This window comes from Pseudomonas flexibilis (genome assembly GCF_000806415.1).
Taxonomy (GTDB): Bacteria; Pseudomonadota; Gammaproteobacteria; order Pseudomonadales; family Pseudomonadaceae; genus Serpens; species Serpens flexibilis.
Map to the genome: position 1 here is coordinate 469093 of NZ_JTAK01000004.1, position 16764 is coordinate 485856.

At 66.5% G+C, this 16764-nt stretch carries 19 protein-coding genes; 9 read left to right on the top strand and 10 right to left on the bottom strand.

The features are described 5' to 3' along the window. The first annotated feature begins 87 nt into the window (after positions 1-87). From PT85_RS11320 to PT85_RS11345, 6 genes are all read left to right on the top strand, one after another. On the top strand, positions 88-975 hold the full coding sequence (locus PT85_RS11320; protein ID WP_039561133.1) for an energy transducer TonB: 888 nt from the start codon (positions 88-90) through the stop codon (positions 973-975). A gap of 116 nt (positions 976-1091) precedes the next feature. Next, complete coding sequence (locus PT85_RS11325; RefSeq protein ID WP_027589110.1) at positions 1092-1658, top strand: YqgE/AlgH family protein; 567 nt, start codon at positions 1092-1094, stop codon at positions 1656-1658. Then, positions 1655-2080, top strand: a complete 426-nt coding sequence (gene ruvX / locus PT85_RS11330) for a Holliday junction resolvase RuvX (protein ID WP_027589111.1) — start codon at positions 1655-1657, stop codon at positions 2078-2080. The genes PT85_RS11325 and ruvX overlap by 4 nt, the downstream gene beginning before the upstream one ends. Before the next feature lie 37 nt (positions 2081-2117). After that, positions 2118-2627: a bifunctional pyr operon transcriptional regulator/uracil phosphoribosyltransferase PyrR gene (gene pyrR, locus PT85_RS11335; protein ID WP_027589112.1), complete on the top strand. Its 510-nt coding sequence runs from the start codon at positions 2118-2120 to the stop codon at positions 2625-2627. An 11-nt stretch (positions 2628-2638) separates the two neighbouring features. Continuing rightward, positions 2639-3658 carry an aspartate carbamoyltransferase catalytic subunit gene (locus tag PT85_RS11340; RefSeq protein WP_027589113.1) on the top strand — a complete coding sequence of 340 codons (1020 nt, stop codon included), beginning with the start codon at positions 2639-2641 and terminating at the stop codon, positions 3656-3658. Continuing rightward, positions 3658-4932, top strand: a complete 1275-nt coding sequence (locus PT85_RS11345; RefSeq protein WP_039606690.1) for a dihydroorotase — start codon at positions 3658-3660, stop codon at positions 4930-4932. The genes PT85_RS11340 and PT85_RS11345 overlap by 1 nt, the downstream gene beginning before the upstream one ends. 100 nt (positions 4933-5032) lie before the next feature. Here the strand turns inward: PT85_RS11345 and PT85_RS11350 are convergent, their stop codons facing one another. From PT85_RS11350 to PT85_RS11375, 6 genes are all read right to left on the bottom strand, one after another. Beyond that, positions 5033-5431, bottom strand: a complete 399-nt coding sequence (locus PT85_RS11350) for an NINE protein (protein WP_027589115.1) — start codon at positions 5429-5431, stop codon at positions 5033-5035. Between the two features lie 63 nt (positions 5432-5494). Then, positions 5495-7456 (bottom strand): dynamin family protein, encoded by a 1962-nt coding sequence (locus PT85_RS11355; protein ID WP_039606691.1) that lies wholly within the window; start codon positions 7454-7456, stop codon positions 5495-5497. 93 nt (positions 7457-7549) lie between these two features. Continuing rightward, positions 7550-7840, bottom strand: coding sequence for a DUF167 domain-containing protein (locus tag PT85_RS11360; protein ID WP_027589117.1), 291 nt, complete (start codon positions 7838-7840; stop codon positions 7550-7552). Continuing rightward, complete coding sequence (locus PT85_RS11365) at positions 7840-8433, bottom strand: YggT family protein (protein ID WP_027589118.1); 594 nt, start codon at positions 8431-8433, stop codon at positions 7840-7842. Before PT85_RS11365 ends, PT85_RS11360 begins: the two co-directional genes overlap by 1 nt. Before the next feature lie 10 nt (positions 8434-8443). Beyond that, positions 8444-9262 (bottom strand): pyrroline-5-carboxylate reductase, encoded by an 819-nt coding sequence (gene proC / locus PT85_RS11370; protein WP_027589119.1) that lies wholly within the window; start codon positions 9260-9262, stop codon positions 8444-8446. Positions 9263-9273: 11 nt separating this feature from the next. After that, entirely contained in the window at positions 9274-9969 is a 696-nt protein-coding gene (locus tag PT85_RS11375) for a YggS family pyridoxal phosphate-dependent enzyme (RefSeq protein WP_039606692.1), read from the bottom strand. A 68-nt stretch (positions 9970-10037) separates the two neighbouring features. Here PT85_RS11375 and PT85_RS11380 point away from each other — a divergent pair, with 68 nt between their 5' ends. Both PT85_RS11380 and PT85_RS11385 read left to right on the top strand, forming a co-directional pair. Further along, positions 10038-11072: a type IV pilus twitching motility protein PilT gene (locus PT85_RS11380; protein ID WP_039561143.1), complete on the top strand. Its 1035-nt coding sequence runs from the start codon at positions 10038-10040 to the stop codon at positions 11070-11072. Positions 11073-11229: 157 nt separating this feature from the next. Next, on the top strand, positions 11230-12366 hold the full coding sequence (locus PT85_RS11385) for a PilT/PilU family type 4a pilus ATPase (protein ID WP_039606693.1): 1137 nt from the start codon (positions 11230-11232) through the stop codon (positions 12364-12366). A 119-nt stretch (positions 12367-12485) separates the two neighbouring features. Here the strand turns inward: PT85_RS11385 and sutA are convergent, their stop codons facing one another. The 4 genes from sutA to glnK form a co-directional block, all read right to left on the bottom strand. Next, positions 12486-12800 (bottom strand): transcriptional regulator SutA, encoded by a 315-nt coding sequence (sutA, locus tag PT85_RS11390; RefSeq protein WP_027589123.1) that lies wholly within the window; start codon positions 12798-12800, stop codon positions 12486-12488. Positions 12801-12995: 195 nt separating this feature from the next. Continuing rightward, entirely contained in the window at positions 12996-14249 is a 1254-nt protein-coding gene (locus PT85_RS11395; protein WP_027589124.1) for an ammonium transporter, read from the bottom strand. Between the two features lie 95 nt (positions 14250-14344). Beyond that, positions 14345-15667 carry an ammonium transporter gene (locus PT85_RS11400; RefSeq protein WP_027589125.1) on the bottom strand — a complete coding sequence of 441 codons (1323 nt, stop codon included), beginning with the start codon at positions 15665-15667 and terminating at the stop codon, positions 14345-14347. Between the two features lie 39 nt (positions 15668-15706). Continuing rightward, on the bottom strand, positions 15707-16045 hold the full coding sequence (gene glnK / locus PT85_RS11405) for a P-II family nitrogen regulator (RefSeq protein ID WP_027589126.1): 339 nt from the start codon (positions 16043-16045) through the stop codon (positions 15707-15709). Between the two features lie 422 nt (positions 16046-16467). On the opposite strand from glnK, the gene PT85_RS11410 reads away from it, so the two are divergent. Then, positions 16468-16722, top strand: a complete 255-nt coding sequence (locus tag PT85_RS11410) for an accessory factor UbiK family protein (protein ID WP_027589127.1) — start codon at positions 16468-16470, stop codon at positions 16720-16722. Positions 16723-16764: the final 42 nt, after the last annotated feature.

Sequence of the window (16764 nt, forward strand, 5' to 3'; positions counted from 1 at the left end):
GCCACTGACCGGAAGCGCTGCCTGGTTCATGGACTTTTGGACCATCACTGGGCAGACTTCCGGGGTTTCCACGGCGCCGCTTACTCAATGACCGCAGCCATCACCCCCACCCTCGAACCGCCTCGAGTTCGCCCCGCCGACCGACTGGGCTTCACCCTGTTCCTGGCGGTGGCGCTGCACGTCGCGCTGATCTTCGGCCTGGGCTTCACGCTGGCCAAGCCCAGCGAAGTCAGTAAATCGCTGGAAATCACCCTGTCCACCTTCAAGAGCGAGGAGGCCCCGAAACAGGCCGACTTTCTTGCCCAGGACAACCAGCAGGGCAGCGGCACGCTGGAACACAAGGCGGCGCCCAAGACCACCGAGATCGCGCCGTTCCAGGACACCGAGATCAACAAGGTCACTCCGCCGCCCGCCGCGCCGCCGGAAGTGCCGCGCGAGGCGCCCAAGGCCGCCGTGGCTACGCGCGCGCCCCAGCGGGAGAAGACCCCGGTGCAGGCCGAACTGCAGAAGACCGAGCAGCGCCGCCCGGCACCGGAATTCGACAGCTCGCAGCTGTCCGCCGAGATCGCCAGCCTGGAGGCCGATCTGGCGCTGGAACAGCAACGCTACGCCAAGCGGCCGAAAATCCACCGCCTGAACGCCGCCTCGACCATGCGCGACAAGGGCGCCTGGTACAAGGACGAGTGGCGCCGCAAGGTGGAACGCATCGGCAACCTCAACTATCCCGACGAGGCGCGCCGCCAGCAGCTGTACGGCAGCCTGCGCCTGCTGGTGTCGATCCGCCGCGACGGCTCGCTGTACGAGGTACAGGTGCTGGAATCCTCAGGCCAGCCAGTGCTCGACCAGGCCGCCATGCGCATCGTCCACCTGGCCGCCCCGTACGCACCCTTCACTGGCGATCTGGCCGAGTTCGATCGCCTGGAGATCATCCGCACCTGGCGCTTCGAACGCGGCGATCGGCTCTCCAGCCAGTAGCCCGCCCCCAGCAGGGCATTCCGCCACGCCCGCTTTCGCGGGCGGTTCCAGCCGCGATGCCTTTTCGCTTTTCGCCATGCTTGCCGCCCCTGCCGCGAAGGCCGACACTTACGGCCATGAACACCACCGATACCTACCTGAAGAATCAGTTGCTGATCGCCATGCCGCATCTGGCCGACCCGAACTTCGCCCAGACGCTGATCTACCTGGTCGAGCACAACGAGCATGGCGCCATGGGACTGGTCATCAACCGTCCCAGCGGCCTTGAGCTGGCCGATATCATCGAGCAGCTGCGCCCCGAACAACCCCCGGCACCGGACAGTTACGAGCAGCCGGTATTCAGCGGCGGCCCGGTGCAGACCGACCGTGGTTTCGTGCTGCACGACAGCGGCTGGCAGTACCAGGCCACCCTTGATCTGGGCGAACTGGCGCTGTCCACCTCGCTGGATGTGCTCTACGCCATTGCCGATGGCCATGGCCCGCGCCGCAGCCTGATCACCCTTGGCTACGCTGGCTGGGACGCCGGCCAGCTGGAGACCGAGATCACCGAGAACGCCTGGCTGCACTGCCCGTGCGACGCGCGCCTGCTGTTCGAGCTGCCGGCCGAGCAGCGTCTTGCTGCGGCGGCCGCCTCGCTGGGCGTCGACCTCAACCTGCTGAGCAGCCAGGCGGGGCACGCATGAGCGAGAACCTGCGGCTGGTCATGGGCTTCGATTACGGCACCAAGCAGATCGGCGTGGCGGTGGGCCAGGCCATCACCGGCCAGGCCCGCGAACTCTGCGTACTCAAGGCACAGAACGGCGTGCCCGACTGGACGCGCGTCGAGGCGCTGATCAAGGAATGGCAACCCGATGCCATCGTGGTCGGCCTGCCGCTGAACATGGACGGCACGCCCAGCGACATGAGCGAACGCGCCGAGAAGTTCGCCCGCCGCCTGCACGGCCGCTTCAACCTGCCGGTACATACCCACGATGAACGCCTGACCACCTTCGAGGCCAAGGGCCAGCGCCTGCGCGAGGGCCAACGCGGTGGCTACCGGGATCGCCCGGTGGACGCCCTGGCCGCCGCCCTGCTGCTGGAAGGCTGGCTCGAAGCCCGGGGATAACTCTTCTCGGCCTGCGGGCCGCCTTCAAGGAGCGACCATGACCCTTCCGAATCCCGCCGAACTGCTGCCGCGCATGGCCCGCGATCTGCGCACCCACCTCGCCGCACGGCAGATCAGCGAACCCCGCTTCATCGGCATCCAGACCGGCGGCCTGTGGGTCGCCCAGGCGCTGCTCGACGAACTCGGCGAACCCGGCCCGCTGGGCGCGCTGAACGTGTCCTTCTACCGCGACGACTTCAGCCGCACCGGCCTGCATCCCCAGGTGGGCCCCTCCAACCTGCCGTTCGAGATAGAGGGCCAGCACCTGGTGCTGATCGACGACGTGCTGATGAGCGGCCGCACCGTGCGCGCCGCGCTCAACGAGCTGTTCGACTATGGCCGCCCGGCCAGCGTGACCCTGGTCTGCCTGCTCGACCTGGACGCCCGCGAGCTGCCGATCCGTGCGGATGTGCTCGGCGCCACCCTGTCGCTGGCCCCCGATGAGCGCGTAAAATTGCTCGGCCCCGCGCCGCTCGTCCTCGAGCGACAGATGCTTGCATCCCACTGAGACCCCGAACGATGCCGACCGCCGCTATCAAGCGCCCGCTGCAGCTCAATGACCTTGGGCAGCTGCGCCATTTCCTGTCCCTCGACGGCCTGTCCGGCGAGCTGCTCACCGAGATCCTCGACACCGCCGATTCCTTCCTGGAAGTCGGCGCCCGCGCGGTGAAGAAGGTCCCGCTGCTGCGCGGCCGCACCGTGTGCAACGTGTTCTTCGAGAACTCCACGCGCACCCGCACCACCTTCGAACTGGCTGCCCAGCGGCTGTCGGCCGACGTCATCACCCTGAACGTCTCCACCTCCTCGACCAGCAAGGGCGAGACGCTGTTCGACACCCTGCGCAACCTGGAAGCCATGGCCGCCGACATGTTCGTGGTGCGCCATGCCGATTCCGGTGCCGCGCACTTCATCGCCGAACACGTCTGCCCCGAGGTGGCGATCATCAACGGCGGCGATGGCCGCCACGCGCACCCGACCCAGGGCATGCTCGACATGCTGACCATCCGCCGCCACAAGGGCGACTTCGCCAACCTCTCGGTGGCCATCGTCGGCGACATCCTGCACTCGCGGGTGGCGCGCTCCGACATGCTCGCCCTGCGCGCCCTGGGCTGTCAGGACATCCGCGTGATCGGCCCGCGCACTCTGTTGCCCATCGGCCTGGAGGAAAACTACGGCGTACGGGTGTTCACCAGCCTGAGCGAAGGGCTGAAGGATGTCGACGTGGTGATCATGCTGCGCCTGCAGCGCGAGCGCATGCAGGGCGGCCTGCTGCCCAGCGAGGGCGAGTTCTACCGCCTGTACGGCCTGAGCACCCAGCGTCTGGCGCTGGCCAAGCCGGATGCCATCGTCATGCACCCGGGGCCGATCAACCGCGGCGTGGAAATCGAATCCGCCGTGGCCGACGGCGCCCAGTCGGTGATCCTCAACCAGGTCACCTACGGCATCGCCATCCGCATGGCGGTCATGTCCATGGCGATGAGCGGCCAGGCCGCCCAGCGCCAGCTCGAATCCGAAACCGCTTCCGAGGAGCAGAACTGATGTCCTCCACCCGTATCCTCGGTGCTCGCGTCATCGACCCGGCCAGCGGCCTGGACCGGGTCACCGACCTCTATCTGGATGCCACCAAGATCGTCGCCATCGGCGAGGCGCCGGCCGGTTTCACAGCCAGCCAGACCCTGGATGCCAGCGGACTGATCGCCGCGCCGGGCCTGGTCGACCTGTCCGTAGCCCTGCGCGAGCCGGGCTACGGTCGCAAGGGCAACATCGCCAGCGAGACCCTGGCCGCCGCCGCCGGGGGCGTCACCAGCCTGTGCTGCCCGCCGCTGACCCGCCCGGTGATGGATACCGCCGCGGTGGTCGACCTGGTGCTGGAGCGCGCCCAGGAAGCCGGTCACGCCAAGGTGTTCCCCATCGGCGCCCTGACCAAGGGCCTGGGCGGCGAGCAGCTGGCCGAGCTGGTCACCCTGCGCGACGCCGGTTGCGTGGCCTTCGGCGATGGCCTGACCGACATGCCCAACACCCGCAACCTGCGTCGGGCCATGGAATATGCCGCCACCTTCGACCTGACCCTGGTGCTGCACAGCCAGGATGCCGCGCTGGCCGAAGGCGGCCTGGCCCACGAAGGCCCGACCGCCAGCTTCCTCGGCCTGGCCGGCATTCCGGAAAGCGCCGAAACCGTTGCCCTGTCCCGCCAGTTGCTGCTGGTGGAACAGTCCGGCGTGCGCGCGCACTTCACCCAGCTGACCAGTGCCCGGGGCGTGGAAATGATCGCGCAGGCCCAGGCCCGCGGCCTGCCGGTGAGCGCCGACGTGGCGCTGTACCAGCTGATCCTCACCGACGAGGCGCTGGCCGGCTTCTCCAGCCTCTACCATGTGCAGCCGCCGCTGCGCTCGCGCGCCGACCGCGACGCCCTGCGCGAGGCGGTGAAAAGCGGTGTGGTGCAGGCGATTGCCAGTCATCACCAGCCCCACGATCTGGACGCCAAGCTGGCGCCCTTCGCCGCCACCGAGCCGGGCATCAGCAGCGTGGAATTACTGCTGCCGCTGGCCATGACGCTGGTGGAGGACGGCCTGCTGGATCTGCCGACCCTGCTGGATCGCCTGAGCTGGGGCCCGGCGCGGGCGCTGCAGCTGCCCGCCGGCCGCCTGGCTGTGGGCGCCCCGGCCGACCTGCTGCTGTTCGATCCGGCCAGCAGCACGCTGGCCGGTGAAAGCTGGTACTCCAAGGGGCAAAACTGCCCGTTCCTCGGCCACTGCCTGCCCGGCAAGGTGCGCTACACCCTGATGGACGGGCGGATCAGCTACCAGGGTTGAGTCAGGTGCCCCCCCTGTGGGAGCGAATTCATTCGCGAGCTTTCAGGCCACACCTGGAAGCTCGCGGACAAGACCGCTCCCACAGTACGGGCGTTGGGTTTCAGCCCCACAGCCGATTGCGTTCGGAAATCTGCTGGTTCAGTGTCCAGAAGTCGTAGAGCACCCCAATCAGGAAAAAGCCACCGGTCAGCAGATAGAGCAGGCCGGTGATCCACTTGCCCTGGTACATCCGGTGCACGCCGAACACGCCGAGGAAGGTCAGCAGGATCCAGGCGATGTTGTAGTCCAGCCGCCCGGAGTTGAAGCGCAGGTCCGCCTGGCGATCCATCGAAGGGATCAGGAACAGGTCGATGATCCAGCCGACGAACAGCAGGCCAAGGGTGAAGAACCAGATCGTCCCGGTGATCGGCTTGCCGTAATAGAAGCGGTGCGAGCCGAGGAAGCCAAAGATCCAGAGCAGATAACCGATGACCTTGCTGTGGGTGTCGTGATAGCGCATGGGCGTGCCCCCTGACGGAATGGATCGGGCTCAGCCTAACCCATCGGCGCGCACGTTGCGCCCTCAGCGCGCCAACGGCAGCTGGACGACATTGCCGTACTGCGGCGCCGGCGCGCAGCGCTGCAGGGAGCGCAACAGCTCCTCGACCTCCTCCCGCTGCTGCGCCAGTTGCTCGGCATAGCGACCCAGCATCTGCCCGCGCGTGCGGGCCTGACGGCTGGCCTGGGCCAGGGCGCGCATTTCCAGCAGCTGTTGTTCGAGCAGCTGCTTGCGCTCCTGATTGAACTGCAGCAGCGGCAACAGCACCTCGGCTTCCCAGCGCTCGATGGCGCCTCGCAGGCGCCGGTGCAGATCGACCACCGACTGCGCCAGTGTGCCCAGGAAGCGACGGGTCAGACGGTGCTGCTCGGTCAACAGCGTGCTGGGCCGCAGGCGAAAATGGTCGGCCCGCAGCCGCAGTTGCTGCAGCTCACGGGCAAAGGCCTCCAGTTCCAGACGCGGCGCATCCACCGCCATCAGCGGGTACGCCTCGTTATGCCGGCGATAGATGGCCGCCACGGTGCGGTCCGCCATGGCAGCCTCGTTGCGCAGGTGGTCCAGGTCGGACTCCAGCAGGCTGAAGAAGCCCACGATGCCCTGGTTGATGCCCAGTGTCGTCCAGCTGCCCAACAGGCGCTCGCGCACCGCCAGCAGATGCTGCTCCAGCCGCTCGGGACCGATGGCCTGACGCAACAGCTCGGCCTGCCGGCGCAACAGGTTCTGCTGACCGCGCAGGGCAATCAGCCCCTTGTGGTGTTCGGCATGCTCGGCGCGCGCCCGCTCACCCAGCTCGGCGAGCACCGCGTCCTGGTCACGCTCCTGCGCCGCCAGCTGCCGCTGCTGGTCAGCCACCCGTGCAATGCGCTGCGCCAGCAGCGCCTCGCTGGTCACCAGCATCTCGCGCAGCGGCGCCACCACCTGCTCGTCGACCAGCCGCCCCCGGTCGGCAACCAGGCGCTCGCCCAGCAGCGACTCCAGTTCGGCAAAGCGGCTGCGCGCCAGCAAACGGGCATCGTTGCGCACCCGGGCCAACAGTCCCTGGCGGGCGGACAGGGGCACCACCTGCTCGACGCCCAGCCCCAGTTGCTCCGCACTGTCGCGGCGCACCCGCTCCTGATTGGCGGCGATTTCCTCGGGCGCGAGCAGCTCGTCCTCCAGCACGTCGATCTTGTTGAGCAGCGCATACAGACGGCGCGGGCCGATGCGGTCCAGGCCACGCACATGGCCGTCCCAGATGGCCAGGTCGCTGGCCGTCACGCCGCTATCGGCCGCCAGCAGAAAGAACACCACCTGGGCCTCCGGCAACATCGACAAGGTGAGCTCGGGCTCGCTGCCCAGAGCGTTCAGCCCGGGGGTATCGAGGATGCGCAGCCCCTTGCGCAGCAGCGGATGGTCGACGCTGGCCAGCGCGTGCCGCCAGGCCGGGACGCGCACGCGCTCCTCTTCCCCGCTCGGCTCCAGGGTGGCGGGGTCGAAGCCCAGGCGCAGCGCCTGCTCGCGGGAAACCGACTTGACCCGCGCCACCTCGGCGAAGGCGTCGGCCATGGCGGCGGGTTCCTGCGCATCCAGGTTGAAGGTCACCCAGGCCGCCGGCCGCTGGCGCAGCTCGGCCAGCGAGACCTCTTCCAGGCGGGTCTCGATGGGCAGCAGGCGCAGGTACGGACGTGCCGCCCGTGCATCGAAGAACAGCTCGGTGGGACACATGGTGGTGCGCCCGGGCTGCGAGGGCAGGATGCGCCGGCCACAACCGGCAAAGAACAGGGCGTTGATCAGCTCGGTCTTGCCCCGCGAGAACTCGCCGACGAAGGCCAGCGTCAGTTGTTCACTGCGCAGCTGACGCAAGGCGCGCTCCAGGCGCGCCTCCAGCGCCGGCGTGGCCATTCGGTTGGCGGCCAGCCAGCTGCGATAGCGCACCAGTACGGCGGTCAACGCCCGCTTCCATTGCACGGAGGCATCGATCTGCTGGCCGAGGCGGTCCAGGCTCATGGCGGCATGTCCTTATGCGAAGAGGCATGCCGTGCATTATTGGCCAGCCGGGCGGGGCGTCCAGCGACTGGCGCACACCGTGACGGCTGTCGATCAACCCCGGGTGATCTGCAGCCCCTCCGGGAACCGCTGCGGCCTCGCGATGCGCACGCGCTTCTGGCGGTTCAGCTCGCCGCTTTCCAGACTGACCTGGTTCTTCGGCACGCCGAAGGCCTTGGCCAGGAAGGCCATGAGGTGGGCGTTGGCCTTGCCTTCCACCGGCGGGGCGGTGAGGCGGATCTTCAGGCGATCACCATGCAGGCCGGCGAATTCGTCCTTGCTGGCCTTGGGCTGCAGATGGACAGCGAGGACCAGGTCCTCGCCGTCCCAGCGGTACCCGTCCATTACATGAACGGGCTGAGGATCTGCGGCATGTGGGTCATGGCCGCCAGGTTGCGGATCACCAGCATGTCCAGCAGGTTGAGGGCGATGAAGGCGAAGATCGGCGAGATGTCCAGGCCGCCCAGGTTGGGCAGGAAGCGGCGGATGGGCGCCAGCAGCGGTTCGCAGATCTGATGCACCAGCTGCGCGGCCGGGTTGTGGCTGCCCGGGGCGACCCAGGAAAGGATCACGCTGACGATCAGGGCGAAGAAGAAGATCTTCAGGAACAACGAGGTGACGCCGATCAGCGACCAGACCAGCAGTTGCAGCAGGTTGCCGCCGAAGCCGAAGCCCAGCAGGGCCAGGGTGACGATCATCAGCAGCAGCTGCACGAGGATCGCCAGCACCAGCGAGGCCAGGTCGATGCCGCCGAACCCGGGAATCACCCGGCGCAGCGGCATCAAGAGCGGCGAGGTGGCGCGCACGATGAACTGGCTGAGCGGGTTGTAGAAGTCGGCGCGCACCAGCTGCAGCACGAAGCGCAGCAGCACGATCAGCAGGTACAGGCTGCCGAGGGTTTGAATCACATACACGGCGGCGGTGGAAAGACCGTTCATCAACAGCTCCTTATTGACCCAGTTGTTCGGCCAGCTCGGCGGAACGAGCGGCGGCGGCGTTCAATGCCTGTTGCACGAGGGATTCGAAACCACCGGCCTGGAAAGCCTTGATGGCTGCTTCGGTGGTGCCGTTCGGCGAGGTGACCCGGCGACGCAGTTCGGCGGCGTCCACATCGCTTTCAGTGGCCATGCGCGCCGCGCCAAGCGCGGTCTGCAGGGTCAGCTGCGCGGCGGTTTCGCGTGGCAGACCAAGCTGCTCGCCGGCGGCGGTCATCGCCTCGATGAGCAGGAAGAAGTAGGCCGGGCCGCTGCCGGACACGGCGGTGACTGCGTCGATCAGCTTCTCTTCATCCAGCCACAGGGCCACGCCGACCGCCGACAGCAGTTGCTCGGCCTGGGCGCGCTGCGCCGCGCTGACCTGCGCATTGGCGAACAGCCCACTGACGCCCTGGCGCAGCAGCGCCGGCGTGTTGGGCATGCAGCGCACGATCGGTCGATCGCCCAGCCACTGTTCGAGGCTGGCGCAGGGAATGCCCGCGGCGATGGAAACGATCAAAGGACTGCCGGTCAGGCTGGGCGCCAGCGCCTGGCACACGGCTTTCATGACCTGCGGCTTGACCGCCAGCACCACCACGTCAGCGCCAGCCACCGCCTCGGCGTTGTCGGCGCACAGGAAGATACCGTGCTCGGCGCCCAGACGGGCGCGCTGTTCGGCGCTGGGATCGCTGGCGCGGATGCGTTCGGCGGGCACGCCCTGGGCGCGCAGGCCGCCGATCAGGCTGGCGGCCATGTTGCCGGCGCCGATGAAGGCGATTCGAGGTTGGTTCATAACGGATTCCTTCAGGAGGGGCGCGCGGCGGAATAGTCGCGCGCGCCGAACAGCGCCGTGCCGATGCGCACCCAGGTGGCGCCTTCGGCGATGGCGGATTCGAGGTCGTGGCTCATGCCCATGGACAGGGTATCGAGCTCATAAGGTAGCCGGGCCTGCAGTTCGCGCAGGCGGGCGAAGGCGGCGCGCTGCTCGGCGGGATCGTCAGTCGGTTCGGGGATGGTCATCAGTCCACGCAGACGCAGGTTCGGCAAGGCCGCCACGGCGGCGGCCAGCGCCGGCAGCTCCTCCGGCGCGCAGCCCGACTTGCTGTCCTCGCCGCTGACATTGACCTGCAGGCAGATATTCAGCGCCGGCAGCCCGGCCGGACGCTGTTCGGACAGGCGCTGGGCGATCTTCAGGCGATCCACCGAATGCACCCAGGCGAAATGCTCGGCGATGGCCTTGGTCTTGTTCGACTGGATGGGGCCGATGAAATGCCAGCACAGCGGCAGATCGGCCAGCGCCTGCTGCTTGCCCAGGGCTTCCTGCAGGTAGTTCTCGCCGAAATCGCACTGGCCGCAGGCGTATGCGGCGCGGATCGCCTCGGCCGGCTGGGTCTTGCTCACCGCCAGCAGACCGATGCCGGCCGGGTCGCGCCCGACCCCTTGCGCCGCCTCACGGATCCGCGCGCGGACCTTTGCAATCTTCTCTTCTATCGTCGACATTACTGGCGCTCTGAGCCGGGCCCCGGAGGCTTGGCATTCTACCCGCTTGCCTGTGATTGGGGAGTCCCATGGATATTACCGAGCTGCTCGCCTTCAGCGCCAAACAGGGCGCGTCGGACCTGCACCTGTCGTCCGGTTTGCCGCCGATGATCCGCGTGGACGGCGATGTCCGGCGCATCAACCTGCCGGCCATGGACCACAAGCAGGTGCACGCGCTGATCTACGACATCATGAACGACAAGCAGCGCAAGGATTACGAGGAGTTCCTGGAAACCGACTTCTCCTTCGAAGTCCCCGGCGTGGCGCGCTTCCGGGTCAACGCCTTCAACCAGAACCGTGGCCCCGGCGCGGTGTTCCGCACCATTCCGTCCAAGGTGCTGACCATGGAAGACCTGGCCATGGGCGAGATCTTCAAGAAGATCGCCGACGTGCCGCGCGGGCTGGTGCTGGTCACCGGCCCCACCGGTTCGGGTAAGTCGACCACCCTGGCGGCGATGCTCGACTACATCAACAGCAACAAATACCAGCACATCCTCACCGTCGAGGACCCTATCGAATTCGTCCATGAATCCAAGAAGTGCCTGGTCAACCAGCGCGAGGTGCACCGCGACACCCTCGGCTTCAACGAAGCGCTGCGTTCGGCGCTGCGTGAGGACCCGGACATCATCCTGGTCGGCGAAATGCGCGACCTGGAAACCATCCGCCTGGCGCTGACCGCCGCGGAAACCGGTCACCTGGTGTTCGGCACCCTGCACACCACCTCGGCGGCCAAGACCATCGACCGTATCGTCGACGTGTTCCCGGCCGAGGAGAAATCCATGGTCCGCTCGATGCTCTCCGAGTCGCTGCAGGCGGTGGTCTCGCAGACCCTGCTGAAGAAGATCGGCGGCGGCCGGGTGGCGGCCCACGAGATCATGATCGGCACCCCGGCGATCCGTAACCTGATCCGCGAGGACAAGGTGGCGCAGATGTACTCGGCGATCCAGACCGGCGGCGCGCAGGGCATGCAGACCCTCGACGCCTGCCTGAAGAACCTGCTGGCCAAGGGCATGATCAGCCGCGACAGTGCCCGCGAGAAGGCCAAGTCGCCCGAGCATTTCTGAGCCAGCGGCGGCGCGATTCCTTGGGAGCGAATTCATTCGCGAGCTTCTGGCCACGGCCTGCAGCCTGGCCGGCCGCCGAAAAGCCCGCGGACGAGTCCGCTCCCACGGCCCGACGCAGCTCCCGCTCGCGTAATTCTTAACGACAGGGATCATCCCCATGGAAATGGAACAACTGCTGCGCCTGATGGTGGAAAAAGGCGGCTCCGACCTGTTCATCACCGCCGGCGTGCCGCCGTCGATGAAGGTCAACGGGCGCATCCTGCCGGTGACCAAGACCGCACTGTCCCCGGAAATGACCCGCGAGACCGTGCTCGGCACCATGAACGAGCAGCAGCGCCGCGAGTTCGCCGAGAACCACGAGTGCAATTTCGCCATCAGCGCGCGCGGCATCGGCCGTTTCCGGGTCAGCGCCTTCTACCAGCGCAATCTGGTGGGCATGGTGCTGCGCCGTATCGAGACCAACATTCCAACGCTGGACGACCTCAAGCTGCCCGAGGTGCTGAAGAAGCTGTCGCTCTCCAAGCGCGGCCTGATCCTGTTCGTCGGCGCCACCGGCACTGGCAAGTCCACTTCGCTGGCGGCGATGATCGGCCACCGCAACAAGAACTCCAGCGGCCACATCATCACCATCGAAGACCCGATCGAGTACATCCACCAGCACCAGAACTGCATCGTCACCCAGCGCGAGGTCGGCATCGACACCGAGTCCTTCGAGGTGGCACTGAAGAACACCCTGCGCCAGGCGCCGGACGTGATCCTCATCGGCGAGGTGCGCACCCGCGAGACCATGGACTACGCCGTGGCCTTCGCCGAAACCGGCCACCTGTGCCTGGCCACCCTGCACGCCAACAACGCCAACCAGGCGCTGGACCGCATCATCAACTTCTTTCCCGCCGACCGGCAGCAGCAGGTGTGGATGGACCTATCGCTCAACCTGCGCGCCATCGTCGCCCAGCAGTTGGTGCCGACCCCGGACGGCAAAGGCCGCCGCGCGGTGATCGAGGTGCTGATCAACACGCCGCTGGCCGCCGACCTGATTCGCAAGGGTGAAGTGCATGAGCTCAAGTCGCTGATGAAGCGCTCCACCGAGCAGGGCATGCAGACCTTCGACCAGGCGCTCTACCAGCTGTATACCCAGGGCGAGATCACCTACCAGGACGCGCTGGCCCATGCCGACTCGTCGAACGACCTGCGCCTGATGATCAAGCTGGGTTCGGAAACCGACGGCGAGCACCTGAGCGTCACCAGCCAGAAGCTCAGCCTGGCGCCCAGCGACGACGATCTCCGGATGTAGGACAGTCTGTAGGGTGGAAAACTCGCGTAGCGATTTTCCAACAATGGGCGTGCCGCCAGGCTGCTGCGTCAAACGAAAAAACCCACCTCACGGTGGGTTTTTTCATTCACGGAACCGACTCAGATGGGGCGGCTGCCGTACTTGCTGTCCGGCTTCTTGGGCGGATCGGCGACGACGTTGGGCTCGATCTCCTGGACCCGGCCACCGCGCGCGAGGAATTCTTCCATGGCGCGGGCCAGCGCATCACGCTCCTTCTGCTTGGCCTCCACGCTGGGAAGCTCTTCAGGATCGACCGCCTGCTTGACCTTCTTGCTGGTGGGGGCAGGTGCCTCGACGTCATCGTCGCCGTCAATCTCCTCGGCGGCGCTCAGCTCCTCGCCTTCCTCCTCGTCGGTGGTTTCCAGTTCGTCCTGTTCGAGATCTTCGTCGCTCATATTCACCTCATGTCTTGCTCGAAGTCGGGTAGTTATAGCCCAGACAAAAAAAATTTCGACTTCGCCTAAAGCAGCAGTCACGCGTGCTCGCTGACGCACCCTGTGCGTGCCGGCTGGCGATTTTGGCGCGCATTCTAGCGTGGCGACGGAAAAAACAAAGGGCGCCCGAAGGCGCCCTTTGTCAGAGAGTACGACTCAGCGCGTGCTGGTGAACTCCGGGTAGGCCTCCAGGCCACATTCAGCCACGTCCACCCCCTCGTATTCCTCTTCCTCGGTGACGCGCAGGCCCATCACCGCCTTGATGATTGCCCACACGATCAGGCTGGCGAAGAACACCCAGGCGAAGATGCACACCACGCCCAGCAACTGCGCACCGAAAGCGGCGTCGGCGTTGGTGGCCGGCACGATCAGGCAACCCCAGATACCGACCACGCCGTGCACGGAAATGGCGCCGACCGGGTCATCGATCTTCAGGCGGTCCAGGCCGAGGATGCTGAACACCACCAGTACACCCCCCACGGCACCGATCAGCATGGCTTGCTCAGCGCTCGGGGTCAGCGGTTCGGCGGTGATGGCCACCAGGCCGGCCAGCGCCCCGTTGAGGATCATGGTCAGGTCGGACTTGCCAAACAGCAGGCGCGCGGTGATCAACGCGGCCACCAGGCCACCGGCGGCGGCCAGGTTGGTGTTGACGAACACCTGGGCCACGGCATTGGCATCTTCGATGGTGCTCATCTTCAGCTGCGAGCCGCCGTTGAAGCCGAACCAGCCCATCCACAGGATGAAGGTGCCGAGCGTAGCCAGCGGCAGGTTGGCGCCGGGGATGGCGTTGATCTGGCCATTGGGGCCGTACTTGCCCTTGCGGGCGCCCAGCAGCAGCACACCGGCCAGGGCAGCGGAGGCACCGGCCATGTGGACCAGGCCGGAGCCGGCGAAGTCGGAGAAGCCGGCGGCGTCCAGGAAACCGCCGCCCCACTTCCAGAAGCCCTGGATCGGGTAGATGAAGCCGGTCATCACCACCGCGAAGGCGATGAAGGCCCACAGCTTCATGCGCTCGGCCACGGCGCCGGACACCACCGACATCGCGGTGGCGGCGAACACGATCTGGAAGAAGAAGTCGGCGCGGGCAGCATAGTAGGGAGCGTCTTCCCCGCCGGCGGCGACCACGTCAACGGCGTTCTCGTCGCCGATCAGAAAGCCCAGGCTCGGCAGGATGCCGCCTTCCGGGCTGGAGTACATGATGTAGTAGCCGACCAGCAGGTACATGATGGAGGCCACGGAATACAGCACGATGTTCTTGGTGAGGATCTCGGCGGTGTTCTTGGCACGCACCAGACCCGATTCGAGCATGGCGAAACCGGCCGCCATCCACATCACCAGGGCACCGCAGATCAGGAAATAGAAGGTATCGAAGCCGTACTGGACGGGTATCAGGGCACTGCTTTCCATTGTGTTGTTCCTTGCTGTTGCGCGTCAGGCGCGCTTGAGGAAGGCGGCAGGCGGGGCCCACCGGGTGCCCGGCGCAAGGCCGGGCACCGCTCGGCTTACAGGTTGTAGCCGCGCTCGTTGTGCAGGCTGAGGTCGAGGCCGATGGTCTCTTCTTCCTCCGTCACCCGCAGGCCCATGACCAGATCGATCACCTTGAGGATCACGTAGGTCAGGACACCGGTGTACACGACGGTGAACAGCACGCTTTCGGTCTGGATCCACAGCTGGGTGGCGATGCTCTCGATCTCGCCGAAGCCGCCCAGGGACTGGGCGCCGAAGGCACCGACCAGGATCGCGCCGACGATACCGCCGACACAGTGCACGCCGAAGACGTCCAGCGAGTCGTCGTAGCCCAGCTTGCGCTTGAGGCTGGTGGCACAGAAGAAGCAGATCACACCGGAAGCCAGACCGATCACCAGGGCGCCGACCGGGCCGACCGCGCCAGCGGCGGGGGTGATGGCCACCAGGCCCGCGACCACACCGGAGGCGATGCCCAGGGCGCTGGGTTTGCGGTGGGTGATCCACTCGGCGAACATCCAGGCCAGCGCAGCGGCGGCAGTGGCGATCTGGGTGACCAGCATGGCCATGCCGGCGGTTTCGTCAGCGGCGGCGGCGGAACCGGCGTTGAAGCCGAACCAGCCGATCCACAGCATGGCGGCGCCCATCAGGGTGTAGCCCAGGTGATGCGGGGCCATCGGGGTGGTCGGGAAGCCCTTGCGCTTGCCCAGCACCAGGCAGGCCACCAGGCCAGCGATACCGGCGTTGATGTGCACCACGGTGCCGCCGGCGAAGTCGATCACGCCTTCGTCCCACAGCAGGGCGCCGTCGCCACCCCAGACCATGTGGGCCATGGGGGCATAGACGATGGTGAACCACACGGCCATGAACACCAGCATGGCGGAGAACTTCATGCGCTCGGCGAAGGCACCGACGATCAGGGCCGGGGTGATGATCGCGAAGGTCATCTGGAAGGTGACGAATACGCTTTCCGGGAAGGCGCCGACCAGGGCGTCCTTGGTCAGGTTGCTGAGGAAGGCGTTGTCCAGGCTGCCGACGATGGAGTTGATGTTGAACACACCAGCTTCCATGCCTTCCGTGCTGAAGGCCAGGCTATAGCCGTAGGCGAACCACAGGATGCTCATCAGACCAGTGATGGCGAAGCATTGCATCATCACCGAGAGCACGTTCTTGGAGCGCACCATGCCGGCGTAGAACAGCGCCAGGCCGGGGATGGTCATGAACAGCACCAGGGCGGTGGAGGTCAGCATCCAGGCGGTGTCGCCGGCATTCAGGGTGGCGGTTTCCTCCTGGGCCATGGCCAGACTTGAGAAACCTAAAGACAACAGGGCGCCTAGCCCTGCGATTTTTCGCAGAGTCATGGTTGTTACTCCTGGGGCGGGGTGGGGTCGGAGGGGGCGTTAGATCGCGTCGGTGCCGGTTTCGCCGGTACGGATACGAATGGCCTGCTCCAGGTTCACGACGAAGATCTTGCCGTCGCCGATCTTGCCGGTATTGGCCGCCTTGCTGATGGCTTCGATGACGCGGTCGAGCTGGTCATCGTCGATGGCCACTTCGATTTTCACCTTGGGCAGGAAGTCGACGACATATTCGGCGCCACGGTACAGCTCGGTGTGGCCCTTCTGCCGTCCGAAGCCCTTGACCTCGGTGACGGTGATGCCTTGAACACCGATGTCGGACAACGACTCGCGGACGTCGTCCAGTTTGAACGGCTTGATGATGGCAGTGACTAGTTTCATGAAACTTCTCCCGTTAGGTGGACTTGCCCCAGAAGTACTTAACCCCACGGCAAGTCTAAGCTCAGTGTCTGGCCTTTGGAACGCATCGCCGGCGCTGGCGCAGTCGTTTTCTTCTGTCCTGGAGCGCTGCGGTCGAAAGGCGGGCTCAGGTTCTGCATCAGTGCACGTGACACTTGGGATATAGCGAAAAGCTTGCCAGGTGCCTGCAAGCCACGGCCCACGCGGGCCGCAGCGATGGGCGCGGGCTGCCGACCGGCGGCGACGCACCAGGATGGAGCACGGCAGCCCGGCCCGGTGCGTCTTTTACGTGCACGGCCCTAGGCTTTGGTCGGAGCGGTGCCCGGCCCGTGGCCGCGGCTGCAAGATTCCCGGCCAGCCGTTCTGCGCTAAACTGCCCGCCGACTTTCCCTCAGGAGCCGCCCATGCTGCCGCCCAAAGCCTTGTTCGATGCCATCAGCAGCCAGGCTGCCCGCCTGATCGGCGAAACCTCGCTGCCGCCCGCGGAGCTGGAATCTCGCCTCAAGGCCCTGCTGCAGAGCGCCTTCAGCAAGCTGGATCTGGTCAGTCGCGACGAGTTCGACAGCCAGATGGTCGTGCTGGCCCGTACTCGCGCCCGCCTGGAAGCCCTCGAAGCCCGCGTGGCGGAGCTGGAAGCGCAGCGCACCGAGCAGGCCTGAGCACGCAGCGCCCAATCCCCCCTGCAAGGATGCGGGGTGCCG